The 24,111-nt window shown below is 64.6% G+C and carries 25 protein-coding genes and 1 tRNA gene; 9 read left to right on the top strand and 17 right to left on the bottom strand.

Annotation, left to right across the window (positions count from 1 at the left end):
* The first annotated feature begins 55 nt into the window (after window positions 1-55).
* Window positions 56-1,297 carry a uracil-xanthine permease family protein gene (locus FAZ21_RS09245; RefSeq protein WP_136773159.1) on the top strand — a complete coding sequence of 414 codons (1,242 nt, stop codon included), beginning with the start codon at window positions 56-58 and terminating at the stop codon, window positions 1,295-1,297.
* Window positions 1,298-1,370: 73 nt separating this feature from the next.
* Here FAZ21_RS09245 and FAZ21_RS09240 read toward each other — a convergent pair whose 3' ends face one another.
* On the bottom strand, window positions 1,371-1,943 hold the full coding sequence (locus tag FAZ21_RS09240; RefSeq protein ID WP_169307322.1) for a YIP1 family protein: 573 nt from the start codon (window positions 1,941-1,943) through the stop codon (window positions 1,371-1,373).
* Between the two features lie 231 nt (window positions 1,944-2,174).
* Here FAZ21_RS09240 and FAZ21_RS09235 point away from each other — a divergent pair, with 231 nt between their 5' ends.
* The 6 genes from FAZ21_RS09235 (at window position 2,175) to yegS (ending at window position 10,978) form a co-directional block, all read left to right on the top strand.
* A complete protein-coding gene (locus FAZ21_RS09235; RefSeq protein ID WP_136773157.1) occupies window positions 2,175-3,860 on the top strand; it encodes a glutamine--tRNA ligase/YqeY domain fusion protein in 1,686 nt (561 codons plus the stop codon).
* Window positions 3,857-4,291 carry a hypothetical protein gene (locus tag FAZ21_RS09230; protein WP_136773156.1) on the top strand — a complete coding sequence of 145 codons (435 nt, stop codon included), beginning with the start codon at window positions 3,857-3,859 and terminating at the stop codon, window positions 4,289-4,291. Before FAZ21_RS09235 ends, FAZ21_RS09230 begins: the two co-directional genes overlap by 4 nt.
* A gap of 135 nt (window positions 4,292-4,426) precedes the next feature.
* Window positions 4,427-6,151 (top strand): ABC transporter ATP-binding protein/permease, encoded by a 1,725-nt coding sequence (locus FAZ21_RS09225; protein ID WP_136773155.1) that lies wholly within the window; start codon window positions 4,427-4,429, stop codon window positions 6,149-6,151.
* A gap of 55 nt (window positions 6,152-6,206) precedes the next feature.
* A complete protein-coding gene (gene hemE / locus FAZ21_RS09220; RefSeq protein WP_136773154.1) occupies window positions 6,207-7,271 on the top strand; it encodes a uroporphyrinogen decarboxylase in 1,065 nt (354 codons plus the stop codon).
* A gap of 381 nt (window positions 7,272-7,652) precedes the next feature.
* On the top strand, window positions 7,653-9,821 hold the full coding sequence (locus tag FAZ21_RS09215; RefSeq protein ID WP_136773153.1) for a primosomal protein N': 2,169 nt from the start codon (window positions 7,653-7,655) through the stop codon (window positions 9,819-9,821).
* A gap of 248 nt (window positions 9,822-10,069) precedes the next feature.
* Window positions 10,070-10,978: a lipid kinase YegS gene (gene yegS, locus FAZ21_RS09210; RefSeq protein WP_136773152.1), complete on the top strand. Its 909-nt coding sequence runs from the start codon at window positions 10,070-10,072 to the stop codon at window positions 10,976-10,978.
* A 53-nt stretch (window positions 10,979-11,031) separates the two neighbouring features.
* Here yegS and FAZ21_RS09205 read toward each other — a convergent pair whose 3' ends face one another.
* From FAZ21_RS09205 to gspL, 4 genes are all read right to left on the bottom strand, one after another.
* Window positions 11,032-11,370, bottom strand: a complete 339-nt coding sequence (locus tag FAZ21_RS09205) for a P-II family nitrogen regulator (RefSeq protein ID WP_136773151.1) — start codon at window positions 11,368-11,370, stop codon at window positions 11,032-11,034.
* A 152-nt stretch (window positions 11,371-11,522) separates the two neighbouring features.
* Window positions 11,523-12,245, bottom strand: a complete 723-nt coding sequence (locus FAZ21_RS09200) for a type II secretion system protein N (protein ID WP_136773150.1) — start codon at window positions 12,243-12,245, stop codon at window positions 11,523-11,525.
* Window positions 12,242-12,721: a type II secretion system protein M gene (locus FAZ21_RS09195; protein ID WP_136773149.1), complete on the bottom strand. Its 480-nt coding sequence runs from the start codon at window positions 12,719-12,721 to the stop codon at window positions 12,242-12,244. Before FAZ21_RS09195 ends, FAZ21_RS09200 begins: the two co-directional genes overlap by 4 nt.
* A 3-nt stretch (window positions 12,722-12,724) precedes the next feature.
* Window positions 12,725-13,813: a type II secretion system protein GspL gene (gene gspL / locus FAZ21_RS09190; protein WP_169307321.1), complete on the bottom strand. Its 1,089-nt coding sequence runs from the start codon at window positions 13,811-13,813 to the stop codon at window positions 12,725-12,727.
* A 181-nt stretch (window positions 13,814-13,994) separates the two neighbouring features.
* Between gspL and FAZ21_RS09185 the strand changes: the two genes are divergently transcribed.
* Together FAZ21_RS09185 and FAZ21_RS09180 are read left to right on the top strand one after the other, a co-directional pair.
* Window positions 13,995-14,079, top strand: a tRNA-Leu gene (locus tag FAZ21_RS09185).
* Between the two features lie 156 nt (window positions 14,080-14,235).
* Window positions 14,236-15,267 (top strand): tyrosine-type recombinase/integrase, encoded by a 1,032-nt coding sequence (locus FAZ21_RS09180; RefSeq protein WP_136773147.1) that lies wholly within the window; start codon window positions 14,236-14,238, stop codon window positions 15,265-15,267.
* On the opposite strand, the gene FAZ21_RS09175 is transcribed toward FAZ21_RS09180, so the two are convergent.
* Genes FAZ21_RS09175 through FAZ21_RS09125 form a run of 12 tightly spaced genes read right to left on the bottom strand, consistent with a single transcriptional unit; the run spans window position 15,264 to window position 24,097 of the window.
* Window positions 15,264-15,554 (bottom strand): helix-turn-helix transcriptional regulator, encoded by a 291-nt coding sequence (locus FAZ21_RS09175; RefSeq protein WP_136773146.1) that lies wholly within the window; start codon window positions 15,552-15,554, stop codon window positions 15,264-15,266. The two genes, FAZ21_RS09180 and FAZ21_RS09175, sit on opposite strands and share 4 nt — an antisense overlap.
* On the bottom strand, window positions 15,554-18,151 hold the full coding sequence (locus FAZ21_RS09170) for a DNA methyltransferase (RefSeq protein WP_136773145.1): 2,598 nt from the start codon (window positions 18,149-18,151) through the stop codon (window positions 15,554-15,556). Before FAZ21_RS09170 ends, FAZ21_RS09175 begins: the two co-directional genes overlap by 1 nt.
* Window positions 18,151-19,380, bottom strand: coding sequence for a phosphoadenosine phosphosulfate reductase domain-containing protein (locus FAZ21_RS09165; RefSeq protein WP_136773144.1), 1,230 nt, complete (start codon window positions 19,378-19,380; stop codon window positions 18,151-18,153). Before FAZ21_RS09165 ends, FAZ21_RS09170 begins: the two co-directional genes overlap by 1 nt.
* Window positions 19,377-20,282 carry a recombination-associated protein RdgC gene (locus FAZ21_RS09160; protein ID WP_169307320.1) on the bottom strand — a complete coding sequence of 302 codons (906 nt, stop codon included), beginning with the start codon at window positions 20,280-20,282 and terminating at the stop codon, window positions 19,377-19,379. Before FAZ21_RS09160 ends, FAZ21_RS09165 begins: the two co-directional genes overlap by 4 nt.
* Window positions 20,276-20,800 carry a hypothetical protein gene (locus FAZ21_RS20260; protein ID WP_169307319.1) on the bottom strand — a complete coding sequence of 175 codons (525 nt, stop codon included), beginning with the start codon at window positions 20,798-20,800 and terminating at the stop codon, window positions 20,276-20,278. Before FAZ21_RS20260 ends, FAZ21_RS09160 begins: the two co-directional genes overlap by 7 nt.
* Window positions 20,793-21,200, bottom strand: a complete 408-nt coding sequence (locus FAZ21_RS20565; RefSeq protein ID WP_211243418.1) for a hypothetical protein — start codon at window positions 21,198-21,200, stop codon at window positions 20,793-20,795. The genes FAZ21_RS20260 and FAZ21_RS20565 overlap by 8 nt, the downstream gene beginning before the upstream one ends.
* Window positions 21,197-21,625 carry a recombination protein NinB gene (locus FAZ21_RS09150; protein WP_211243417.1) on the bottom strand — a complete coding sequence of 143 codons (429 nt, stop codon included), beginning with the start codon at window positions 21,623-21,625 and terminating at the stop codon, window positions 21,197-21,199. Before FAZ21_RS09150 ends, FAZ21_RS20565 begins: the two co-directional genes overlap by 4 nt.
* Complete coding sequence (locus tag FAZ21_RS09145) at window positions 21,625-21,855, bottom strand: hypothetical protein (RefSeq protein WP_136773141.1); 231 nt, start codon at window positions 21,853-21,855, stop codon at window positions 21,625-21,627. Before FAZ21_RS09145 ends, FAZ21_RS09150 begins: the two co-directional genes overlap by 1 nt.
* Window positions 21,852-22,643: a replication protein P gene (locus FAZ21_RS09140; RefSeq protein WP_136773140.1), complete on the bottom strand. Its 792-nt coding sequence runs from the start codon at window positions 22,641-22,643 to the stop codon at window positions 21,852-21,854. Before FAZ21_RS09140 ends, FAZ21_RS09145 begins: the two co-directional genes overlap by 4 nt.
* A complete protein-coding gene (locus tag FAZ21_RS09135; RefSeq protein ID WP_136773139.1) occupies window positions 22,609-23,553 on the bottom strand; it encodes a hypothetical protein in 945 nt (314 codons plus the stop codon). Before FAZ21_RS09135 ends, FAZ21_RS09140 begins: the two co-directional genes overlap by 35 nt.
* A complete protein-coding gene (locus FAZ21_RS09130; protein WP_136773138.1) occupies window positions 23,550-23,849 on the bottom strand; it encodes a hypothetical protein in 300 nt (99 codons plus the stop codon). Before FAZ21_RS09130 ends, FAZ21_RS09135 begins: the two co-directional genes overlap by 4 nt.
* Window positions 23,849-24,097 (bottom strand): transcriptional regulator, encoded by a 249-nt coding sequence (locus tag FAZ21_RS09125; protein ID WP_136773137.1) that lies wholly within the window; start codon window positions 24,095-24,097, stop codon window positions 23,849-23,851. Before FAZ21_RS09125 ends, FAZ21_RS09130 begins: the two co-directional genes overlap by 1 nt.
* Window positions 24,098-24,111 lie beyond the last annotated feature (14 nt).

Below are 24,111 nucleotides of genomic sequence, written 5' to 3'. Positions count from 1 at the left end.
TAAGGCACGACAGGGCATTCCAACAACATCAATCACATCAAACAGGGGAGTCGAGATGTTCGCAACATTGAAAACGGCGATTTCGGGGGCGCAGATTCTGTTCGTCGCCTTTGGCGCGCTGGTACTGGTGCCGTTGCTCACGGGGTTGAACCCGGCAATGGCGTTGCTGGGCGCGGGCGTGGGCACGCTGGTGTTCCAGTTGCTGACCGGGCGGCAGGTGCCGATTTTCCTCGGCTCGTCGTTCGCCTTCATCGCGCCGATCATCGTCGCGATGCACACCTGGGGCCAGGCGGCCACGCAGTTCGGGCTGTTCTGTGCCGGCTTCATGTATTTCGTGATCGCGGCACTGATCAAGTGGCGCGGCATGGGCTTCATCCACAAGCTGCTGCCGCCGGTGGTGATCGGCCCGGTGATCATCGTCATCGGCCTGTCCGTGGCGGTGGCCGCGTCGGGCATGGCGATGGGGCAGGGTGGCGGCAAGCAACTGGTGCCGTACGAAACATCGATGCTGCTGGCGGGTATTTCGCTGGCGACCACCATTGTGGTGGCGGTGTTCGCCGGTGGCATGTTGCGGCTGGTGCCCATCCTGTCCGGTGTGATCGTCGGCTACGTGGTGGCCGCGTTGCTGGGCGTGGTCGATTTCTCCGGCATTGCCGCCGCGCCGTGGTTTGCCGCGCCGGCCTGGGTCAAGCCCGAGGTGAGCTGGGCCGCCGCGCTGTTCCTGTTGCCGGTGGCGATCGCCCCGACCATCGAACACATCGGTGCCGTGATGGCGGTGGGCAAGGTCACCGGGCAGGACTACACGGTCAAGCCCGGCCTGCATCGCACCCTGTCGGGCGATGGCATCGGCGTGTGTTTCGCCGGCCTGATCGGCGGCCCGCCCATCACCACGTACTCCGAGGTGACCGGCGCGCTGATGATCACGCGTAACTTCAACCCGGTGATCATGAGCTGGGCAGCGGTGCTGGCGGTGATCCTGGCGTTCTTCGGCAAGTTCAATGCGGTCCTGACGTCGATTCCGCTGCCGGTGATGGGCGGGATCATGGTGCTGCTGTTCGGTACCATCGCCAGCATCGGCCTGAAAACGCTGATCGACGCCAAGGTGGACCTGATGGCGCCGCGCAATCTGGTGATCGTCGCGGTGGTGCTCACCTGCGGCATCGGCGGGCTGACGCTCAACCTGGGCGGCTTCAGCCTGGCTGGCGTGGGGCTGGTGAGCGTGCTGGCGATCCTGCTCAACCTGATCCTGCCGGCGGACAAGCATCACGAAGGCATTGTCGAAGGCCAGGACATCTAGGCTCGGCAACAACATATGAAAGCCGCCCCTCGGGGCGGCTTTTTCTTGGGTGCCCGGCGCCCGGCCTGCGCGTTCAGCGGCCCAGCATCGGCAGCAGGATCAGGATACTGAGGATGGCCCAGCTTCCGGCGCCGATCCACATCACCAGATAGGTCATGTCGCGCACATCGTCGCGGCGCTCGTGGCCGGCCATGGTCGGCACGCCGTGATAGACCAGCGCGCACGCGGCCAGCAGGCCCAGCACCGCGCAGACGATGTTGAAGGTCAGGTTGGGCACGAACAGCGTCAGCGACGACAGCCACATCGGCACGGCGGCGACGGCCGCCAGCAGGTAGCCGCCGTCGTAGCTGTTGTCCACCGCCTGCCGCAAGGCAAGCTGGTGGATCACCCAGCCCATCAGCGTCACCGTGCCCAGCTCGGCCGCGAGGAAGACACCCGCCAGCAGCAGCCAGCCGCCTTCGGAAAGCAGCGGCGCGTAATAACTGCCATACATGGTGCCGGCATACAGGATCATGAAGGCGGGAATCATCGACAGCGGCAATACCAGCTTGTAGAACACCGCCTTGCGATCCGGGTGGGCCGCGACGAGCTGGTCCCAGCCTTCGTGGTAGGACACGAACATCTGTGAATAGTCAGCCAGTTTCATGGATCGACTCCTGGACAAGGCCCGCCAGGCACGGGGCGAGGCATGGCGGTGAGGCTCCCTGATCCACCGTTGCGCCGCACGGGGCCGTGGCGTCGCTCGGCATGTGGCTTTGAACTGTTGTTTAGACTGAATCGCATTTGCAAATTCAGCTGGCATGACCAACGGCGCGGGAGGCTCCGCCGCGGGCTTTCCGCTACAATCGCATTCTTTCGAATCGTCTCCGCTTACCCCATGAGCAACGAAGCACCGGCCAGCAATTTCATCCGCCACATCATCGAATCCGACCTTGCCAGCGGCAAGCGCAGCGAAGTGGTCACCCGATTCCCGCCGGAGCCCAATGGCTACCTGCACATCGGCCACGTCAAAGCGATCAATATCAACTTTGGCCTGGCGCAGGATTTCCAGGGCAACTGCAACCTGCGCATGGACGACACCAATCCCGAGAAGGAAGAGGACGAATACGTCCACGCCATCCAGGAGGACGTGCAATGGCTGGGCTTCGAATGGCAGGGCGAGACGCGCTTTGCGTCCGATTACTTCCAGCAGCTCTATGACTACGCCGAGGAACTGATCCAGGCGGGCAAGGCGTTCGTCTGCGAACTCACACCCGAGGCAATGCGCGAGTACCGTGGCGATTTCGTCAAGCCGGGCAAGGACAGCCCGTACCGCAACCGCAGCGTGGCGGAGAACCTGGACCTGTTCCGCCGCATGAAGGCCGGCGAGTTCCCCGATGGCAGCCGTACCTTGCGGCTGAAGATAGACATGGGCTCGCCCAACCTGAACCTGCGCGATCCGGTGATCTACCGGATCAAGCGCGCGCATCACCATCGCACCGGCGACGATTGGTGCATCTACCCGATGTACGACTACACGCACTGCATCTCGGATGCGCTGGAAGGCATCACCCACAGCCTGTGCTCGCTGGAGTTCGAAGACCACCGCCCGCTGTACGACTGGGTGCTGGACAACATCACCATCCCCGCGCACCCGCAGCAGATCGAATTCTCGCGGCTGGAGTTGCTCTACACCATCACCTCCAAGCGCAAGCTGATGCAATTGGTGCGCGAAGGGCTGGTCAGCGGCTGGGACGATCCGCGCATGACCACGGTATCCGGCATGCGCCGCCGCGGCTATCCGCCCGCCGGCCTGCGGCTGTTCGCCAATCGCGTCGGCGTATCCAAATCCGAGAACGTGGTGGATTTCAGCGTGCTGGAAGGCGCGGTGCGCGAGGCGCTGGAGGAATCCAGCCCGCGCATCATGGCGGTGCTCGATCCGCTCAAGGTCACGCTGACCAACTATGAAGAAGGCCGCACCGGCTCGCGCACGGCGCCATTCCATCCGCACCATCCGGAACTGGGCGAGCGCGACGTGCCCATCGGCCCGACGCTCTGGGTCGAACGCGACGATTTCGCCGAGGAGCCGCCGAAAGGCTGGCAGCGCCTGACGCCGGGCGGCGAGGTGCGGCTGCGTTACTCCTACGTGATCAAGTGCGACGAAGTGGTCAAGGATGCCGACGGCAAGGTGATCGAGCTGAAATGCAGCATCGATCACGATACGCTGGGGCAGAACCCGGTGGGCCGCAAGGTCAAGGGCGTGATCCACTGGTTGAGCGAAGCGCATGCCGTGCCCGCCGAGGTTCGCCTGTACGACCGCCTGTTCACCGAGCCCCGCCCGGACGCGGTACGCGGCGACGATGGCGAATATGTCGATTTCAAGCAGTTCATCAACGCCGATTCGCTCAAGGCCGTGACCGCCTACGTCGAGCGCGTGGCAACGCAGTTCCCGGCGGAGGCGCGTTACCAGTTCGAGCGCCTGGGCTATTTCGTTACCGATCGCCGCGACCATCGCGCCGGCGAGCGGCTGGTGTTCAACCGTACCGTCACGCTCAAGGATTCCTGGGCGAAGGAGCAGGCATGACGTTGTTGCAAGCTGTGGTCGGCGGCCTGATGGCTGCGACGTTGGCCGGCATGGCCCTGGCGGAGGACGAGGCGGCCGTCGCCGCGGCGACCGACATCCTGAAGCCGGTGCCGGTGATCCATCGCGGCGAGCCGGGCCAGACGCCGGTCGAAGTGGCGTATCGCTACCTGAAGGACCGCATCGCCGACGAGTACGGCGTGGCGGAATACCGCGACCTGCGCATCGGCCAACAGTCGAAGGGTGAAGACTTCAAGCACGTGGCGCTGGCCGTGCAGATGAGCGGGCTGGCGGATGATTCGGTCGCCACCCAGCGCTTCCAGTTCAAGCTGGCGTTCGACGATGCCAGTTCGGCCTGGGTGATCGACAGCGCGCGCCAGGATTGGCAATGCCGGCGCGGTGGCAAGGGCTGGACGCAACGCCCCTGCAAATAACGCCATGCCGCGCGACACCGGAGCGAATCGCTCCGGTGTCGTCGCGTTCGCCGAGCCGATATCCCGACGACACCACACGAAGCCACGCCCGCCGCCCCTGAGCGGCGAGGCTCGAGCACCCAGGGAGCAGCGAAGATGGATCAGCAGCAACTGCCGGCGCCGCGCATCCGCAAGCGCGACCTGTTCAAGAACTTCTGGCACCTGGCCAAGCCGTTCTGGGTCAGCGAGGAAAAATGGAAAGCCTGGGCGCTACTGGCGCTGGTGGTGGGGCTCAACCTTGGCATCGTCTACCTCAGCGTCCAGTTCAACGACTGGTACGGCAAGTTCTACCGCGCCTTGCAGACCTACGATGCCAAGGCATTCTGGGAACAGATGCAACGCTTCGGCATCCTGGCGTTCTTCTGGATCGCGGTGCAGGTCTATGCGCTGTATTTCCGGCAGATGCTGGATGTGAAATGGCGGCGCTGGATGACCGAGCGCTTCAATCGGCGCTACCTGGAAAACCAGGGCTACTACCGGCAGCAATTGGTCGATCGCCAGACCGACAACCCCGATCAGCGGATCGCCGAGGACGTACGCGATTTCGTTGCCACCACGCTGGGGCTGACGCTGGGCCTGATGCGCTCGGTGGTCAGCTTCTTGTCCTTCGTGTCCATCCTGTGGGTCTTATCGGGGCCATTGCGCTTCCACCTGGCGGGCAGTGAATGGGTGATCGAAGGCTTCATGGTCTGGGTGGCGCTGATCTACGCGCTGGTCGGTACCGTGATCACCGTGCTGATCGGCAAGCCGTTGGTGGGCCTGAACTTCGCGCAGCAACAACGCGAAGCCGATTTCCGTTTTTCGCTGATGCGCGTGCGCGAAAACGCCGAGTCGATCGCGCTGTATCGCGGCGAAGCCCAGGAAGAACAACGGCTCGGCCTGCGGCTGATGCGCGTGGTCACCAACTACTGGCAGATCATGCGCATGCAGAAGCGCGTGACCTGGTTCACGGCCTTCTGGGGCCAGTTCGCCATCATCTTTCCGTACATCGTCGCCGCGCCGCGCTACTTCGCCAAGGCCATCGACTTCGGCGTGCTCATGCAGATCAACAATGCGTTCCGCGAAGTCTACGACTCGCTGGAGTTCATCATCGCCGGCTTCTTTTCGCTGGCAGCCTGGAAAGCCATCATCGACCGTCTGGCTACCTTCGAGCAGGGTATGGCCGACATGCAGCAACTGCCGGTGCTGATGCCCGCCGATGCTGCCGGCAAGGCGACGGTGAAGGGGCTGGATGTCAGCAAGCCCGACGGCACGCCGCTGCTGACCGACCTGGCCTTGTCGCTGGTGCCGGGCGAGCGCCTGCTGGTGCGGGGGGCGTCGGGCTCGGGCAAGAGCACGCTGCTGCGGGTGCTGGGCGGTATCTGGCCGTTCGCCGAGGGCGAGGCCGCCATTCCGCGCCAGGGCGGCGTGCTGTTCCTGTCGCAACGGCCGTACATGCCGCTGGGCACCTTGCGCGAAGCGATGTCGTACCCGCACGAGCGGGCGGTCGATACTGGGCTGCTGCACAGCCTGCTGATCCAGGTGCGGCTGGCGCATCTGATTCCACGTCTGGACGATACCGACAATTGGGCGCACGTGCTCAGCCTGGGCGAACAGCAGCGTATCGCCATCGCGCGTGCGCTGTTGCATCGGCCGGCCTTCCTAGTGCTGGACGAAGCCACCTCGGCCATCGACGAAGACACCGAACAACTGCTGTATGGCGCGCTGCTGGCCGCGTTGCCGGGCAGCATCATGATCAGCGTGGGCCATCGTTCCTCGCTGAAGGCTTTCCACAACCGCTTCCTCGACTGCGAGGGCGAAGGCCGCTGGGCGCTAGCCTGACGTTGCCGCGAACGACAGCGCCCGCCCAGGCGGGCGCGCTGCTTTTGGGATACCCATGACCGCACTCAAGAACGATACCTTCCTGCGCGCGCTGCTGCGCCAGCCGACCGACTACACCCCCCTGTGGCTGATGCGCCAGGCCGGACGTTACCTGCCCGAGTACTGCGCCACGCGCAAACGCGCCGGCTCCTTCCTGCAACTGTGCAAATCGACCGATCTGGCCACCGAAGTGACGCTCCAGCCACTGGAGCGCTTCCCGCTGGATGCCGCCATCCTGTTCTCCGACATCCTGACCGTTCCCGATGCGATGGGCCTGGGCCTGTACTTTGCCGAAGGCGAAGGCCCCAAGTTCGAGCGGCCCTTGCAGGACGAAGCCGCCATTCGCGCGCTGGCGGTACCCGACGTGGGCACCGAGCTGGCCTATGTCACCGATGCCGTCGCCAGCATCCGTCGCGCGCTGGATGGCCGCGTGCCCCTGATCGGTTTTTCCGGCAGCCCGTTCACGCTGGCCTGCTACATGATCGAAGGTGGCGGCTCCAGTGATTTCCGGCGCGTCAAAACGCTGATGTACGACCGTCCGGCACTGCTGCACCATGTGCTGGAGATCAACGCCCGCGCCGTCACCGACTACCTGAACGCCCAGATCGCCGCCGGCGCACAGGCCGTGCAGATTTTCGACACCTGGGGCGGGGCACTGGCCTATGGCAAATACCAGGAATTCTCCCTCTCCTACATGCAGCGCATCGTCGCGGGCCTGACGCGCGAAGTGGAGGGCCGCCGGGTACCGGTGATCGTGTTCACCAAGGGCGGCGGATTATGGCTGGAGGACATCGCCGATATCGGTTGCGACGCCATCGGCCTGGATTGGACGATGAATCTCGCCCAGGCGCGCGCGCGCGTCGGCGATCGCGTCGCCTTGCAGGGCAATTTCGACCCCAACGCCCTGTTTGCCAACCCGCAGGCCATCGATGCCGAAGTGGCGCGACTGCTGGCCGACTACGGCCATGGCGGCGGTCATGTCTTCAACCTGGGGCATGGCATCAACCAGTTCACCCCGCCAGAACACGTGAGCGCGCTGGTCGAGGCAGTACATCGTCATTCACGCGCCTATCACGCATGAGTCACCCCAAATCCAGCGAAAACAACGATTTATCACCCCTAGTTAGTGCGCTGCTGGCGATTCCTTCAGTAAGTTATGCACAACGCGGGTAAGGCTCGGCAGCGCTTGTCAAGCGCTCAGGCCGAAAACCTTCGCATGAATCGCAAGTTTTTATAAGCATTTGAAATAAAACGATATTTTTTATTGGTTTAAAAAATAGGCAATCTAGCCATCCGCCTGAGAAACCAAGGGATGGGGGCGGATATCGCCGGATTGTTCACAAAGTTATCCACAAGAGCTGTGGGTAGTTGCCATCCTGACGGATACATCCAGTTTCATGCGGTTCCTACGCCCCACCGGCCAACTCTCTTACATGTTCCGGACAGATCGGAAGCCCTCGCGGTGAGCGAACGCTACGTTTCGGTCGCCCTCGACGTGCCGCTGCCGCGAGTATTCGACTACCGCCTGCCCGATGCGTGGCAGGTAGCGGTCGGACAGCGGGTGATCGTGCCGTTCGGCCGGCAGGTTCTGTCCGGCATTGCGCTGGCGCTGGGCGATACCGCGCCCGATGTGGCGACAGTGCGCGACGTGCTGGATGCGCCGGGCGACATGCCCCCATTGCCGGGCGATGTCCTCGACCTGTGCCGCTTCTGTGCCGACTACTACGCCTACCCACTGGGCGCCGTGCTGGCGGCCGCGCTGCCGGGCGCGTTCCGCCAGCCCCGGCCATGGCCCGGTCACGAAGAAGCGGGCGCTTACGTCGCACCGGACGTGGCCAGGCTGCTGGCAACGATCTCCGCGCGCGCGGCGAAGCAACGCGCACTGGCCGAACTGCTGACGCAGCCGCGCCGGGTGGACGCGATTCGTGCGGTGGCCGGCGATGCCATGCGCTGGCTGCGCGATTGGCAGGCGGTGGGCCTGGTGGAGCGGACCCGCGCCCCGGCAGTGGCGACCGAGGTCGCGCCGTCCGCGTCGCCCGAGCTGAACGCGGAGCAGCGAGCGGCCGTGATGGCGGTGACCGAAGCGCGGGGTTTCCAGCCGCTATTACTGTTTGGAATCACCGGCAGTGGCAAGACCGAGGTCTACCTGCAAGCCATCGAAGCCGTGCGCCGGCGCGGGGAACAGGCGCTGGTGCTGGTGCCTGAGATCAATCTCACGCCGCAACTGGAAGCGCGCTTTCGTGCGCGCTTTCCCGGCGAGCATATCGTCAGCCTGCACAGCGGGCTGGCCGACGGCGAGCGCGTGCGCCACTGGCTGGAAGCCGGAGACGGTCGCGCCGGCATTGTGCTGGGCACGCGGCTGGCGGTTTTCGCGCCACTGCCCGGGCTGGGGTTGATCGTGGTCGATGAGGAGCACGACGCGTCGTACCGCCAGGCGGAAGGTTTTCGCTACTCGGCGCGCGATGCGGCGGTCTATCGCGCACGTCTGCGCGACGTGCCGGTGTTGCTCGGGTCGGCGACGCCGGCACTGGAAAGCTGGAAGAATGCGCGCGACGGCCGCTATCGCCTGCTGCGCCTGACGCAGCGCGCGGTCAGCGGTGCGCGGCCGCCGCGCATGGAACTGGTCCCGACGCAGCGCATGCGGCTGACCGATGGTTTTTCCGATGCCGCGCTGGGGGCGCTGCGCGACACGCTGGCATCGGGCGGGCAGGCGCTGGTGTTCGTCAACCGGCGTGGCTATTCGCCGGTACTGTCGTGCCAGGACTGCGGCTGGATGTCGTCATGCCGGCATTGCTCGGCGCGGCTGGTGCTGCACCTGGGCGAGCGCAAGTTGCGTTGTCATCACTGCGGCCACGAAGAGCGCGTGCCTCATGCCTGCCCTGACTGCGGCAACCACGACCTGAAGCCCGTGGGGCACGGCACCCAGCGCGTGGAGGCGGCGCTGGAAGCGTTGTTTCCCGATGCCAACCTGCTGCGGATTGATCGCGACAGCACGCGTCGCAAGGGCGCGCTCGGTGAGATGCTGCGGCGGGTGCATGCCGGCGAAGCCGACCTGTTGATCGGCACCCAGATGCTGGCCAAGGGCCACGATTTCCCCGGACTGGCGCTGGTTGTAGTGCTCAACGCCGACGGTGGCTTGTTCAGCGCCGATTTTCGGGCCGAGGAGCGGCTGTTCGCCCAGTTGTTGCAGGTGTCCGGCCGGGCGGGCCGGGCCGGGCGCGAAGGGCGTGTGCTGATCCAGACCCATTACCCCGAACACCCGTTCTACGGCGCATTGCTGGCGGGTGACTACGCCGCGTTCGCCGATACCCAGCTTCAGGAACGCCGCGCGCTGGCGCTGCCGCCTTTCAGTGCCTGGGCGATCCTGCGCGGCGAGGCCAAACAGTTGCAGCCAGCGCTGGCGTTCCTGCGCGAGACCAAGGCGCTGCTGGCCGGCGGCGCGGTCCACGTTGCCGATCCGGTACCGGCCGCGCTGGCGCGCAAGGCGGGATGGGAGCGGGCGCATGTGGTGCTCAGTGCCACCGGCCGCGCGCCATTGCAGGCCGCGCTGCGCTATCTGGCGCAGACCCTGGCGGAAACCCCGCCACGCGGGGTGCGCTGGGCACTGGATGTGGATCCGCAGGAGTTCTGAGCGTCGGCAAAGCCCGTTTTCCTGATGGGCATTCGCATCTCGCGGTACCGCGAGCATTGGTGCCCGGCTTGCTGAATGTCCTTCCCTGACCGAATCACACCGCCGTTGGCAGTGCGCACTGCGTTGTACCGGAACTCCGGATGGCGTGCGCGTCACGGGCTGGGCGGATGGTTCGCGTGCATTTGTCCGCTTGGATAAGCGTCGCGTCACCGGTATATCTGATTGCAGGTCCATCCCCCTGGAAATGTATGACTCCGACGAGCGAAAACCGGATTCGATTGATCGTGAATGGCAAGGCCGCGCTGGCGCCCGAGTTGCGCGAGGCGGTTGCGCTTGCCCGAAACGCCGGGCAGGCGCTGGAGGTACGCGTGACGTGGGAAGGGGGCGATGCCGCGCGCTATGTCACGGAAGCGATCACCGATGGCGCGCGGAGCATCATTGCGGGTGGGGGCGACGGCACCTTGAATGAGGTGGCCGGCGCCTTGCTCGATCACGCGGCCGGGCAGCGTCCGGTGCTGGGTCTGCTGCCGCTGGGGACGGCGAACGATTTTGCGCGCGGCGTGGGGATTCCGACGGATCTGCCGGCGGCGTTGCGGCTGGCGCTCGTGGGTGAGCCGCGCGCGATCGACGCGGGCCGCGTCAACGACCGGGTGTTCCTCAACATGGCGACTGGCGGCTTCGGTACCCAGGTGACGGCCGAAACGCCCGACGAGCAGAAGTCCGCGCTGGGCGCATTCGCCTACCTGCTGACCGGGCTGAAGCGGTTGAACGCCATCCAGGCCGATCGCCTGCGCGTCGAAGGGCCGGGTTTCCAGTGGGAAGGGGAGTTCCTGGTGCTGGCTGTCGGCAATGGCATCCAGGCGGGTGGCGGACACCGGCTCTGCCCGCAGGCGCTGCTCGACGACGGCCTGCTCGATCTGCGCATCCTCGCCGGGGGCGAGTTGCTGCCGGCGCTGCTGGAGCGGTTGTTGGCGGGCGAGGAGGCCGAGCGCATGATCGGCGCCCGGCTGCCCTGGCTGACGCTGGAGACGCCGAGCGAAATCCAGCTCAATCTGGATGGTGAACCACTGGCGGGCACGCGTTTTCGCATCGAGGCCTTGCCGGCCGCGTTACGGATGCGCCTGCCGGCCGATAGCCCGTTGCTGGGCCAGCCATGAAAAAACCCGGCCTTGGCCGGGTTTTTTGCCAACATACGCTGGGGCGATTCGCCCTAGATGGCCTCTTCGTTGGTTTCGCCGGTGCGGATACGCACCACGTGCTCCACTGGCGTGACGAAAATCTTGCCGTCGCCGATCTTGCCCGTGCGCGCGGCCTGGACGATGGCTTCAATCGCCGGTTCGACCTGGTCGTCGGCCAGGATCACCTCGACCTTGGTCTTGGGCAGGAAATCGACCACGTATTCCGCGCCGCGATACAGCTCGGTGTGCCCCTTCTGCCGGCCAAACCCCTTGACCTCGATGACTGTCAGGCCGGAGATGCCCAGATCGGACAGCGCCTCGCGCACTTCGTCCAGCTTGAACGGTTTGATGATGGCTTCGATCTTTTTCATGGTGGATTCCTCTTCAACAAATACGTCTGGCGGCATCGGGCGGATGCGACCGGGCGGCCCGCCACATTCGATGCACGGGGCCGCGTGCTGTTATCGGTTTACCCGGCCGGGCCAGGTTTCGCCATCGGGTTTTTCGGAATGGGTGGCGTGGCTCAGCGCCCCAGCTTGAGGGTGCGGCTGCTGCCGCTGCCACCCAGCAGGTTCAGCAGCGGCGCGAACTGGGCTTCCTGGCCGGTCGCCGGCGTAAAGGTCAGCGCGCCACTGGGGCCCTTGTCGTCCACCTGGCCCTGGCCGGTGATCGCCAGCACGCCGCCCGTTGGCGCGATCTGCCAGGTCAGCGCCTGCCCGGCGCGGCCCAGCGTGATGCGGTAGTCGCCAAAAGGGTTCACCTGTGGCGTGACCATGGCGTTGGCACGCAGCCACTGCACCGTGGCGCCATGCCAGTCGGTTTGCGATACCCGGGGCGCGGCAATGTCGAGATCGCCGCCCAACTGGATGCCCGCCAGGCGCTTGTCCAGAGCAAACAACGGCGCGGCCGGCAATTGCACGCGGACCTGCTCTGCACGCGTGCCGCCCAGACCGACGGCGAGTCGGGCGCTGCCCCGCTGATCGCGATGGCGCGTTGTCAGTTGCCAGGCCAGGTCGCCGCGTAGCAACGCGCCCGGTTGCCAGTCCCAGCGCACATCCTGCAAGAGCTGCATGCCGTTCACGCCCAGTTGCCCGATGCGTCCATGCCACAAGGTACCTTCGACCAACCCCGCTTGCCAGGGCTTGGGCAATTGCGCCACGAACAGCGCCGCGGGCAGGCGCACGATGGCAAAGCAGATCAGCAGCGCGACAAACAGCCAGCCCAGGCGGGAGACGCGCCGCTTCATCGTTGTACTTCCAGGTTGAGCGACACGCGGCCGGGCTGGCCGGTGGCCTTGGTTTCGAACTTGACCACGTGGGCACCGCTGTCGCGCCGCACCGCACTCAGGAGTTCGAGCACCTGCGGGAAGGGCAGGTCGGGGGCATCGACGGCGACGCGCTGGTCTGGCAGGGCGCGCAGATCGGCCTTGATGCCGGCTGCGCTGACGACGGCCTGTACCGCGCTGCGCAGGTCGCCGCCGATGGCCGAGCCGACGGCGGGCGTGCCCTTGAGCAGTGCAATCTGGCGCTGCATTTCGGCCAGATCGGCTTCCAGGCGGGGCAACTGCTTTTGCAGGCGGGCACGGCCCTCGACGGCCGGCTGCCAGAGCAGCGCATAGAAAAGGGCAACGGCGATCACGGTGCCGCACAGCGCGAGAAACCGCCGTTCGCGCGGATTGCGCTGCAACCAGAATTGCCGGAGTCGGTGAAGGGCTGGATTCATCGCTTATTCCTGACGACGCAGCACGTTGTGCTGTTCGCCAGCGAGTTCAAAGGTCATGCCGGCGTCCGCCAGTTGTTTTTGCAGTGCGCTGGCATCGCCGGTCACTTCGATTTCGAGCTTGCCGTCGGCCAGGGCGATGCGAGTGAGCCGCAACTGCGCGCCGCCCAGGGCGTCCAGCTTTTGCAGTACGGCGGGCAGGTCGCCCGCCTGTGTGGCGGTCGCGCCGTCGGCGATGCCGGCTTCGCGCAGCCGGCTGGCCAGTTGCAACGCCGGATCGACGACGGGCACGCCCGGAAAGGCGGCAGCGAACGTCTGGCGCATTTCGCGTTTGAGCGCCTTTTCGCGTTGCGACAAACGCGCCCAGTCGGCCAGGTTGACCGTGGTAACCAGGATCAGCAGCAGCAAGGCCAACACGCCGGCACGGCGCCAGGGACGCCAGTCGAAACGCCACGAGGGGCCGGGGGTCAGCTCGCCTTGCAACAGGTTGGCGGCATTGCGCAACGGGCCGCCGCATGCCTCGCGCAACGCGAGCACGGACATCGGCTGATCCGCCGCCACCAGATCGGCGGTGGCACCGTCATCAAACAAGGCGGTTTCGCCTTCCGGACTGACCAGCAGTACCGCACCATCCGGCAGGGCAAGACGCAGCCAGGCTTCCGGATCGGGTGCCAGCAGACTGGCCAGCGGATAGGCTGCCTCGACCGAGCGGCCGGCGGTGGACAGGCGATCCAGCCAGTGCTTCAGCCAGGCCCGTTCCACCGCGAACACGCGCCAGCGATCGTCACCCAGCGGCAGCAGGGCGAAATGCAGCGTGGCGGCGGGGGTGAGCAGCTTGTCCTCGAGCGCCAGCGGCAACAACGCGCGGAGCTTGGCCTGTGGCTGGCGAGGCAGGGGAATGACATGCGCGCTGACGCGCGCTGGAGAAATCAGCAGTTCCAGCCGCGTTGCGGCGGGAAGACGCTCGATGGGGGCGCTGCCGCTTTGCTCAGTGCGACCGGCACCGTCCACGAGAAACCAGGACAGCGGCTGGTTGCTGTCGGGATCGGCGTCGAGCAACAGGCGAAGGCTGAGGGACTGGGTAGATACGCTCACGTGGGATTGCAGCAGGCTTGCCTGAAAGATGGCGGAGTATGACATAAACCCCCGGGGCCGACGAAGCCGGGCCGGGGCTGTTTTCGTACGGCAGGACTGGATACGACGGGAGTTTGAGATTCGTGTCGGCTTTCCCTATAATCCGCACTCCCCAAGCCGGTCATCGGCTTGCATGCACCGGGCGAGGGTGGCGGAATTGGTAGACGCAGCAGGTTTAGGTCCTGCCGCCGTTAGGTGTGGGGGTTCGAGTCCCCCCTCTCGCACCACTAGCATGTATCTCAGTAGTACGCTTTTGACACATTTACCCCGCAAATCAATGAGATAGGCGGGGTTTTTGTGTGCTGCACTTTCCGCCATTCCCCACAATTTTCCGCTGTTTTACACTCCTAGGTGTCCCAAAAGTGTCCTAAGGAGTGTCCCAAATGGCGACTTTTGAGAAGCGCCCTAACGGCTGGCATGTGAAGGTGCGCAAGGCGGGTGTCTACCGCACGGAAAGCGGCTTCAAAACTAAAGCGGAAGCAACGGCTTGGGCGACCCGTATTGAAGCGGAGATTATTTCCGCTGGTCGGGGGGACGTTCCCGATGTCACCTTTGCTCGCTTGATCGAGCGCTACATCGTTGAGGTTACGCCGGCCAAGCGCGGCGCCCGCGCGGAAGCTCTACGCCTCTCCCGATTGATTGGTCGGGAAGGGGGAGGTGGCCTTGCTGCGGTTGAGGCTGACCCCATTGCCGGCGTGGCGCTACGGGATTTGAACGAAACACACTTTGCGGCCTGGCGCGATCGGCGCCTCAGGGTTGTTTCGGTTGCATCGGTTCGTCGTGAATGGGCGACACTGAACAACGCTTGCAATATCGCGATTCGGGAATGGAAGTGGCTGCGCGAGAATCCGATGCGGCTGGTTCGAAAACCCGAAGCCCCACCTCCGCGACAGCAACGTGTATCCAGCGACGTGGTTGACCGCCTACTTGTTGCCACTGGCTATGAATACGACCAGCCGCCTGTCACGCAGATGGCACGGGTGGGGGCCGCTATGTTGTTTGCGCTGGAGACTGGCATGCGGGCCGGTGAGATTTGCGGCTTGCGTCCTGCTGACGTGAGTGCAGCTCGCCGGGTTGCTCATTTGGAACGTACGAAGAATGGACACTCGCGGGATGTGCCGTTGAGCAAGGAGGCGATTCGGATCCTGAAGCAACTGGAGCCCACTCTGGTGGATAACGGGACGACATTTGGCATCACGGCGGCAAACCTGGATGCCTTGTTCCGCAAGGCCAAGGCGCGCGCGCTGGTTTCTGGTATTCATTTCCACGATACGCGACGAGAGGCATTGACCCGTCTGGCTGCAAAGGTGGATGTCATGACGCTGGCCAAGATCAGCGGGCACAAGGATCTGCGGATTTTGCAGAATACCTACTATGCCCCTGATATGGCTGATGTCGTGGCGCTGCTTGATTAGGAGCGTTTCCTTTCCTGTTTGGATTCGGCCCACTTGATGACCTCGGCTGCTTTCCACCGGCGTGTGGAGCGCTGCCCTGTTGCGGTGGGGAGGTAGATCGGGCGCGGGAAATCCGGCAATGAGGCGTACCGTTCGGCCACTTGGCGGTCGCTGACGCCCAGATATTTTGCAGTTGCTTCAGCATCCCAGAGCGCTTTGTCTGGCGGAACAACTACCAGTCCTCGCGAAACGGCATCACATAGTGCGTCCAGTTTCCCAATCAGGGTTTCGATGCTCGCGGACCCCATCACGCGGCCTCCTTGTTTTTCTCTGGTATCAGGTCGAATAGTGTTGGCATGCTGGCTTCCATCTCGGCTGCTGCGCAGTAACCGGCGCCGTCAAGAAAATAGGCGTGGTTCAGTTCGCTGGCACGCCCCAGGCGGCCCAGCTTCAGCGCGCGGACCACTACTGTCATGAGCCCGCCGAACGGCTCATAAACCAGTTCATCGGGGTTGCTGTAGCGGTTGATCAGGCGATCAACGATGTCAAACTGGAGCGGGCAGACGTGGTTCTGCAAGCCGCGCTGGGTCTGAGCGCCGTTCAGGGTGCGCATGCGGTTGATGTCGTGCCAGACCTCGGCGTGATGGCTGCCGGGGGCCAGCGACATGAACGACGATGGCAGGCTGCCGCGCGCTTCCAGTGCTTCGCCGATGCGTACGTGATGCTGGTAGTCGTAGATGTGTTCCAGGCTGTATTCGGTGAAAGCCTTGGCCAGCTTGTCGGGGCCGAGTACGGCCAGTTCTTCGGGCGTCAGGTGACGATCTCCCGACGAGCGCCAGAACGCATGGGCGTCCACCTGCCAGCGGGCGCGGGTGTAGTCCGCTTTCGATTTCACCACCGGCACGTCGGCGTAGCTCTTGCCGAGGTTGGACTGGGGCTTGCGCATCAGCAGGATGTACTCGGGCGAGCCGACCCCCATCTTGCTGCCGTCCTTGCATTGCTCCGACCAGCCCAGGCGGTAGGTCTGGTTGTTTTCGCGCACGACGTCGGTGACGATGGTGATCATCCCCATGTACTGGAAACCATGAGAGATGTAGTGCTGGATGGCTTCGCAGTGGAACGGCGATACCGTGGGTACGCCCTGGCCGGTTACGTTGCCGAACAGGATCCGGTCCTTCACGTGGATGCAGGCCAGCCGGCCCGGTTGCAGGATCCGCAGCAGTTCCGGTGACAGGAAATCCATCTGGGCCCAGAACTGGGCGTTGTCCTCGGTGTGGCCGAAGTCATTGTAGCTGGGCGTGTATTCGTAGTGGTTGGCGAATGGGATCGAGGTAACGATCAGGCCGACGCTGTTTTCCGGCTGGAGCCTGGCTTCGAGCACGGCATCGTTGTTGGCGATGGTGTAGCGGTCCCCCGCGATTTCCACGCGTTCGACGCCGATGGTGCGTGCCAGGATCTCGGCCATGGCGATCTGATCCAGGCCGTACTTTTTGATGATGTCGGTCATCTTTCTCACCATTCCTTTGTGTTGCTCCCATTTGGCCATCAGCTCGCGCAGCACCTCGCGTTCCGCCTCGGAAAACACCAGGTGGATTTCGCATTCGCCTTCCTGAAGGAAGCGATAAATGCGGTGGATTGCCTGGATGAAATCGTTGAATTTGTAGCCAATGCCGGCGAATACGGCGCGGCGGCAATGCCGCTGGAAATTGCAGCCGCTGCCGGCGATGATGGGCTTGGTCGATAGGTGCTGGAGCCGGCCTTCGCTGAAGTCGATGATGGCCTGCTCGCGTACCTCCAGATCCTGCGAACCCCAGACGCTGGTGACGCCCGGAACCGCTTGCTGAATGGCGTGGCGCTCGTCTTCCAGGTCGTGCCAGATCAGCCAGTGCTCGTCGGGAGCAGTGGCCACGATCTCGGCGACCTTCGCCACGCGCACATCCAGCGAAGCGCGCTTCTCCGCGCTGGCGGCTTGCAAGCCGAGCGCGGCATCCCTGAACAGGAATACCTGTCCATCCCGGGTTGCATCGGCAGCAGTGGCGACAGCCGGCACTTCATGCAAGTGCAGCTTGAGCGGTGGCAGGTCATAGCCGGCATCGCTGAAGCCCAGGTCGGATGGCCGCTGAATGAAGCAGGCCCAGCTCGAAACCCACAACCAGAATTCATCTTCCTTGTGCGGGTATAGCGTCAGGTTGTTGGCCTTGGTGCTGTCGCGCTGGAAGAAGCGGGTCAGTGCCTGGCCGGTATCCATGACCCCGAGGAAGCCGGCGTAGTGGATCAGTTCCTTGTAGCGGTTCGGGCTGGGCGTGGCGGTGCAGACGAACTTGAAGCGCACCCGGTCGAACAGGCTCAGGAAGGTCTGGTAGGTCTTGCTGCCGAAGCTGCGAAGAACGCTGGCTTCATCCAAGCTGGCCACGGTGAACAGGTTGGGGTCGAGTTTCCCATCGCGCACCGTTTCGTAGTTGGTGAGATAGAACTGCTGACCAGGACGCACTGCCGCAGGGGAGCGGATGAAGGTGAATTCAACGGTGGCATGCTGACCCTGGCCGGCCCGCCATGCCTTCAATTCGGCGCGCTGGGCGTCGGTGATCTTCGGATGATCGCCAGTGGCCAGCATGCGCGCGTCCCGCGCGAACTCCTGGCGCACCCCAAGCGGCAGGACGATCAGCGCCTGGCCGCCGGCGTGCTTGACGATCAAGCGGATGATCTCGATCTGGATGACCGTCTTGCCCAGGCCAAATGCGGCGAACACCGCCCGGCAGCCGCCGCGCACCGCCCACAGGACGATGGCGCGGTGGTGCGGCAGCAACAGCGGGTTGATCTCGTCCGGTTCGATGTCGAAGCCGGTGAACTCGGCAAGCTTGATTTTCTGGCGGAGGAAATCGAGGTAGGGATCACGCGCGCCCATCAGTATTCCTCCAGCAACAGCATCGGCTGGATGCTGCCGTCCTGGTAGACGATATCCAGTGGCGTGGTGGCCAGTGGTTCATCACCCTCCCAGCCATCGGGCCAGGTACCGGCTGCGATCAGTTCGCGGATGCGCGCCTCTTCCTCTGCGTTGATCAGATCCACCTCCGGCCGACCGAGTGCACGGGCGGCGGCATTGCAGTCCGCCTGGATCCGAAGGATGCGATCGAGCGCCATCAGACGTGCCTCGAAAGTCAGGGGGCCCATGCGCTGGGGATTCTTGGCGATCGAGCCATCCTTCAGACGTTCTGCGCCGGCCTTGCGCAGCCGGTATTGCGGTTCTCGCAGTTCCCGCCACAACGGCTTGAGCCCCTTGAGCGGCGCGAGATAGGACCAACGCGGCTGCAACAAGATGTTGTCGAGCGCGGTATCCGTTTCGGTCAATGAACAGCCGGTGCACCCGGTGCGGGCATTGATCTCCTCTGCTTCGTCGCCGCCGTAGGCATCGGCGATGGCCGCCGTTGACCAGTCGCCGAACTGGGATTGTGGCGCCCAGTGCTTCAACCATTCCCACACATGGCACACTCGCCAGTGCAGCAGTGGTGCCAGCGTGGCGATGCGGCCGCGCAAGCCCTTGGCCTCGGGCAGTACCTGCTGGTACCAGCCTTGACCACATTCCGCTCCGTCCTTGCCGCAAGACATCTCGATGCGCCGATCACGGATGGCGCTTTCACCCTGACGCACGCCAGTGATCATCAGCACGTTGCCATCGAATTGCGCCAGTCGATGAGACAGCGCTTCCTGCATGGGGTCGATCTTGATCTGCCGGGTGCACCAGCGCATTGTGTTGTTGTTCGGCGGCGGCACGCCCCGGCCCAGGATGTAGACCATGAAGCGCTTGTCCATCGGCGCCATGACGGTCTCAACGTCGATACCGCGCTCCGACAGGTCGTCCATGATCTGGTGCGCAGCGATGGACAGCGGCAGCAGTTCCTGTCGCGTATCGGCGTAGAACACGGTGAGGGTTTTCGGACGCTGGATCCTGCCGGTTTCCATGAGATGGATGAGCAAGGTGAGCGTGGCGCTGGAATCCTTGCCACCGCTCCAGGCAATGCCCCAATGAGGATGGCCGTCGCCATAGGCTTGCAGGGACTGGATCGTGAGTTCGATGCTCTCCGTCATCTGTAGGCGCTGGCCACCTTCGAAAAAGCCGATCTGGGTTAGGCTCATGGCCGGACCTCGCCGCCCAGCGCGGCGATCAACGCCGGTACCAGCTTGCGCAGTTCGCCTAAGGTCAGCACCAGGTTGCTATCGAAGATCGCGGCCTGGTCGGCGGCGTCCGCGTCCTTCAACTCATCGCGTAGCACGTCGAGCATGGCCAGCTTCTTCAGCGCCAGTGTGCTGGTCAGGACGAACGACAGCCGATCCTGCCAGGTCAGGGCCAGGTGCTCGACCAGTTTGCCGGCGCCCAGGTGCCGGGTTACTTCATCGCTATCCATCGGCTGATGGGCTAGTTTCGCTTCGGCGCCTTCTGTTCCAGGTGCCCGCAGGTGCGCGGTTTGGCCCAGGTCGAAGTCGCCAGCGTCGGCGTTTTCCAGCCACAGCGTCATCGCTGTCTGCGGCGTGGTCTGGGTATCGATCAGGCGCGCGGGCAGGCTGCCCAGCACTTCGCGCAGCGCCGACAACAGTTGCTCGGCCTTGCTGGCCGCCGCGGCATCGACGATCACCAGCCCGGCTTGCAGATCGATGATGGCGCGTTGCACCCGGCTGCGGGTAAAGGCCTTGGGCAGCAATTCGTCGGCCACCCGCTCGCGCAGCGCCTTGGCCTCCTTGCGGCCCACCTTGCGGTGCTCCTCGGCTTCGATCTGCGCAATGCGATACTCGGCTTCCTGCTTGACCACGATGGCGGGCAGGATCTTTTCCTCGGTCTTGAGCGCGACCAGCACGGCATCCTGCTGGGCGTAGGCATACAGTTCCGGTGCGTGCGGCGCGGGCGGTACCCAGCCCTGGGTGGACAGATCCATCGCGCCACACGGCATCCACGGACGCTTGGCCAGGCAGTCGGCGATGCTGTCGGCCGACAGGGCGTGGTCGGGAGCGAGTCGGTAAAGCGTTGCGTTGCGGGTCAGCATTGGTACATCTCCCTCAGATGGTTGGGCAGGCGCGGCGCCAGGCTGTGCGCTGCGTGGTCCATGGCGGCGCAGTACCAGCCGTCGAGCACGTCGAAGGTGTCGCGGCGGAGGCGCCATGCGGTTTTGTGGTGGCGGCCGAGTACGGCGGCCAGGTCGGCGACGCTGTTGTGGTCGGCGCGGCGGCGTTCGGTTTTGAGGAACTGGAGCACCAGCAGGGTTGCGGCTGGCTGCGACAGGGCGCGGTAGCATTCGCGCAGTTCCGGGCCGAGTGCCACGGCGACGGCCTCGCGCTGGGCCATGCCGAGGCGTCCGTACACCAGCGCCCGGCCGGTCAATGGTTCGATCCGGGTGAGGCAGGCCACGGTCAGCGCGGCATCGCCGGCACTTTCCAGGCGGGACATCTCCGGCCGGCCGCCGCAGCCGTGGCGCACGGCGGCCAACTGCGACGGGACGGACACGCCATCGGCAATCTGGATCTGTTGGTGCAACCAGGTTTCGAGATGAGCGTAGTTACGCACGGTGTTCCTCCAGGAGCTGGAGGGTGTAGGCCAGCAGGTCCAACTCGTTGACCTTGGCGATGCGCAGTAACGCTTGGTCGCCGTGCACGCCATGGGGACCCTGATGACATCCGTCATGACAGAGGGGGATCACCAGAAAATCACTGGCGCGCTGTGCGGCACCTTGGCCGGTACGGAGGTGGTGGACGTCGGTCTTGCCCGACTGGGGTTGACCCAGCAGCCGACACAACACGCAGCCCAGTTCGGCGATGCTTGTCTTGTGTGCTTTCGTGGAAGGGCTCGAACGCTGTTGCCGACGCTGCTTGGTGGTTGGCAATGGGGTGGCATCCTCGCCGCTGGCGCTGCATGCGATTTGCCAGGCCGGGCGGCGCACGATTTTCGACGGGGTGGCGGCGCTCATGCGACGTCCTCGCGCTCGAAGAACCGCACTCCGAGTTCGGACGCGGCGTCGGCCTCCACGCGCGTCATGTACTCGGCGAACTCGCGCGAGCTCATCTCAGTGGTGCTCTTGCGACGCAGGATCAGCGTGCCGTCGGGCAGGCGCATCTCGTCGCAGATGCCGAACTTGCGGGCGTAGTGTTCGTGCCAGATTTCTTTCCCGTACTGGCGGCCATTCACCCATGCCTGCGTTGCGATCTGCTCCAGAACGCCTTTCCAGTAGCGCGCATTCGCTTCGTTGCTGCGTTTGCGCTCTGAACTGGTGACGATGATGCGCAGGGGTGATCCCTGGTGCAGGAAGGCGGCTGCATTGGCTTTGACGAATGCACCGAGGGCCTGCCATACGCTGGGTGCCGTGAGCACGAATTCCTTGTAGACGTGAGCCATCAGGCACCCCCTTTGGTTGTGCGGAATTTGGCGGCGCGGGCGGCGGCATCCGTGGCCGACAGGTGCTCGACTGCTTGCGGGAATGGCCAGGCGCCCAGGTAGTCGGCGCCGAGGTGGTCGCGGCCTTCCTGCTCGGCCTGTTCTCGGCCGATCTCGGGCAGGTAGGTGACCTGCACGTGGCGGGTGCGGCCGATGAACAGCCAGAGGAATGAGGTGGGCGCACGGGTCATGGCGTCTGCTCCGGAATCGCCACGCCCAGCAGGCGGGCCCGTTCCAGCAACTCGGGGAACCTGGCCAGGTCTTCGCCGAAGGTGTTCAGGGCGCCGAGCGCCAGTTCGACGCTGCACCGGGGGTAGCGCTTCGGTTCGCGGGCGATGTCGTAGGCCCAGCGGCGATGGGTGTCGCTGCGATGGCGGCTGACATCCAGCCCGATCTGCGCGGCCCGCTGTTGCGCCTCTTCTCGGGTCAGGGTGATGCGCCCCGGCGCCGGCAGCGCGCTGGCGGGATCGGCCGCCGGCGGGATCGGCTGGTCCTGCATGGCTGCGGCGCGGTCCCATGCGGCGAGCCAGCGGCCGCGCAATTGGGCTGCGGGCATGCCGAGCAGGTCACCGCCCATCTTCTGCGCTGCCCAGAACACACGCGGGCTGGGCCAGTTCTCCGGCTCGCCATTGCGTCGGGCAGCGGCGCATTCGATGGCGATGTGCAGCAGGGCTTCCGGCTCCAGGGCTGCGGTGGGCCGGCAGGCCTTGAGGAATTGGGTCAGGCTCGGTGGCTTGTCGTGCCGCTGGCGGCATTGGCCCAGGCCATGGCTGACCTCGGCGGGCGTGATGGCGTCTTCCTGAAACGCCTCGGCCCAGGTCAGTTCCCAGTTGTCGATCTCTTCCTGCGAGCGGAAGGACGAGCGCCAGATCGCCGGGTACATGCCGCTCAGGCGATTGAACAGGTGCGTAATGGCCGTGCGGCCATCCAGCGCAGTCCGCGACTTAAGCCAGACGTTGGTAGTCGGCATCGACGACATGGCCACTCTCCTCTGGGGGCATACGGTTGCGATTGGCGTAGGCGACAGGGTCGAAGGCCGGTGCTTTGCCTGAAGCGGGCTGCGTGGCGCCTCGCGCCTGGGGCAGTACGGTGTTGCGCAGGATGGAATCGAGGTAACCGGCGGTGATCGGCTGGGTACTGGCTTTGGCTTGGCGCGCGTTTGCTGCGATGTCCATCGCCTGACTGATCTGGGTGTCGGAGATGCCGTCTCGCACCCAGGCATGCAGTTCGGGATTGGCGGGTACCACGGCGGCGCCGCGCTCCCGGAGGTGACGAGCGATTCGCAGCGCTTCGGGCTGGGTATCCGTCGTCGCGGCGCTGTGGTTCAGTGCCACTGACGACGATGAACCACCAGAGGTTTTAGGTTGTTGTTTTTGTTCTTTCTGACTTCTGACGCCTGCGCGCACGAGGGGTGATGGGTGGGGTGTACCCTCTGGTGTTGCATCAAACCCTTCACCAAAGGGGGGCTTTGGTGCGTCGTCTGGTGTGTTGTCTGGTGCGTCTTTGGTGCCACCTCTGGTGAGGCGTTTGTGCTCGTCGATCACCATGCGGCTGCTGTACCAAAGTGGGCCCATTCGGGACTCGATCAGCACCACCGGCGGGCCAGGCTTGCGGCCGGAGACCGGCGTATAGATCAGCTCCGGTACGCGCTGTCCGGCGTCAGCGCCCTTGAGCACCCCTTTGTTCACCAGCGTGCGCAGGTCGGCGGCGCGGCAATTGATGGCCTGCGCGATCTCCTTCAACGGCCAGGGCAGCACGCCGTATTGAGCTGAGTCGTGCATCAGGCACATGACATCGAGCCAGTACGCGCGCTCCGCTGGCGTGCAGCGGCGCAGGTTGGCATTGGCCTGCCAGTCCGCCGGGTAGAAGGGGAACCAGGGTCGAGTCACTGCGCCCGCCCGGTTTTGGGCCCAAATTGGCCATTACCAGCGCACGTGGCGCCGGACGACAATTCGGCGGCGTGTGAGCGATTGAACTGGTTGAGCCCGCGGCGGAAGAAATCGGAGTGCGAGACGTAGCCCAGCGCATCAACGATGTGGCACAGGCTGATGTATTCCTCTGGGTTGAGGTACACCTTTACGCAGATGTCGCGCCCGCCCCTGGCGTAGACCGGGCGGTATACGGGAGTGGGAGGAGTGAGCCGTATGTAGCCGAATCGGGCGGCGAGCCAATCGAGGAGATGCATTACCGCGTCTCCTCTTGATCTGCATCGGCTGGCCAGATGAGATGCCAGTCTTTGGGCCTGAGCTTATCGAGGGGGATGCCGGTGATGCGGCTCAGCTTGGTGCAATGCCGGGGAGCGATGGGCCGCCTGGTGTTTACCCATTGCGAGATAAGGCCTTGGCTTACTCCGAGAGCATCCGCCAGACGTTGTTGCGTACGGTCTTTTTCATGGCAAAGCCAAGTGGTGATCGGGTGGGGGGTGTCGCGCATATCACGCCTCTCCT

Origin of the sequence: Chitiniphilus eburneus (assembly GCF_005048205.1) — a bacterium.
Classification (GTDB): Bacteria; Pseudomonadota; Gammaproteobacteria; order Burkholderiales; family Chitinibacteraceae; genus Chitiniphilus; species Chitiniphilus eburneus.
Note: the sequence above shows the minus strand (reverse complement) of the source record. Positions and strands in the feature narration are given on the sequence as shown.

Bases quoted from the DNA above. Each gene is read 5' to 3' on its own strand.
- hemE (WP_136773154.1), top strand. From the start codon at position 6,207: ATGACCGCACTCAAGAACGATACCTTCCTGCGCGCGCTGCTGCGCCAG.
- FAZ21_RS09230 (WP_136773156.1), top strand. From the start codon at position 3,857: ATGACGTTGTTGCAAGCTGTGGTCGGCGGCCTGATGGCTGCGACGTTG.
- FAZ21_RS09245 (WP_136773159.1), top strand. From the start codon at position 56: ATGTTCGCAACATTGAAAACGGCGATTTCGGGGGCGCAGATTCTGTTC.
- FAZ21_RS09235 (WP_136773157.1), top strand. From the start codon at position 2,175: ATGAGCAACGAAGCACCGGCCAGCAATTTCATCCGCCACATCATCGAA.
- FAZ21_RS09200 (WP_136773150.1), bottom strand. From the start codon at position 12,245: ATGAAGCGGCGCGTCTCCCGCCTGGGCTGGCTGTTTGTCGCGCTGCTG.
- FAZ21_RS09150 (WP_211243417.1), bottom strand. From the start codon at position 21,625: ATGGCTCACGTCTACAAGGAATTCGTGCTCACGGCACCCAGCGTATGG.
- yegS (WP_136773152.1), top strand. From the start codon at position 10,070: ATGACTCCGACGAGCGAAAACCGGATTCGATTGATCGTGAATGGCAAG.
- FAZ21_RS09225 (WP_136773155.1), top strand. From the start codon at position 4,427: ATGGATCAGCAGCAACTGCCGGCGCCGCGCATCCGCAAGCGCGACCTG.
- FAZ21_RS09205 (WP_136773151.1), bottom strand. From the start codon at position 11,370: ATGAAAAAGATCGAAGCCATCATCAAACCGTTCAAGCTGGACGAAGTG.
- FAZ21_RS09180 (WP_136773147.1), top strand. From the start codon at position 14,236: ATGGCGACTTTTGAGAAGCGCCCTAACGGCTGGCATGTGAAGGTGCGC.
- FAZ21_RS20565 (WP_211243418.1), bottom strand. From the start codon at position 21,200: ATGAGCGCCGCCACCCCGTCGAAAATCGTGCGCCGCCCGGCCTGGCAA.
- FAZ21_RS09240 (WP_169307322.1), bottom strand. From the start codon at position 1,943: ATGAAACTGGCTGACTATTCACAGATGTTCGTGTCCTACCACGAAGGC.
- FAZ21_RS09160 (WP_169307320.1), bottom strand. From the start codon at position 20,282: ATGCTGACCCGCAACGCAACGCTTTACCGACTCGCTCCCGACCACGCC.
- FAZ21_RS09175 (WP_136773146.1), bottom strand. From the start codon at position 15,554: ATGGGGTCCGCGAGCATCGAAACCCTGATTGGGAAACTGGACGCACTA.
- FAZ21_RS09140 (WP_136773140.1), bottom strand. From the start codon at position 22,643: ATGTCGTCGATGCCGACTACCAACGTCTGGCTTAAGTCGCGGACTGCG.
- FAZ21_RS09145 (WP_136773141.1), bottom strand. From the start codon at position 21,855: ATGACCCGTGCGCCCACCTCATTCCTCTGGCTGTTCATCGGCCGCACC.
- FAZ21_RS09195 (WP_136773149.1), bottom strand. From the start codon at position 12,721: ATGAATCCAGCCCTTCACCGACTCCGGCAATTCTGGTTGCAGCGCAAT.
- FAZ21_RS09125 (WP_136773137.1), bottom strand. From the start codon at position 24,097: ATGCGCGACACCCCCCACCCGATCACCACTTGGCTTTGCCATGAAAAA.
- FAZ21_RS09165 (WP_136773144.1), bottom strand. From the start codon at position 19,380: ATGAGCCTAACCCAGATCGGCTTTTTCGAAGGTGGCCAGCGCCTACAG.
- FAZ21_RS09170 (WP_136773145.1), bottom strand. From the start codon at position 18,151: ATGGGCGCGCGTGATCCCTACCTCGATTTCCTCCGCCAGAAAATCAAG.
- FAZ21_RS09130 (WP_136773138.1), bottom strand. From the start codon at position 23,849: ATGCATCTCCTCGATTGGCTCGCCGCCCGATTCGGCTACATACGGCTC.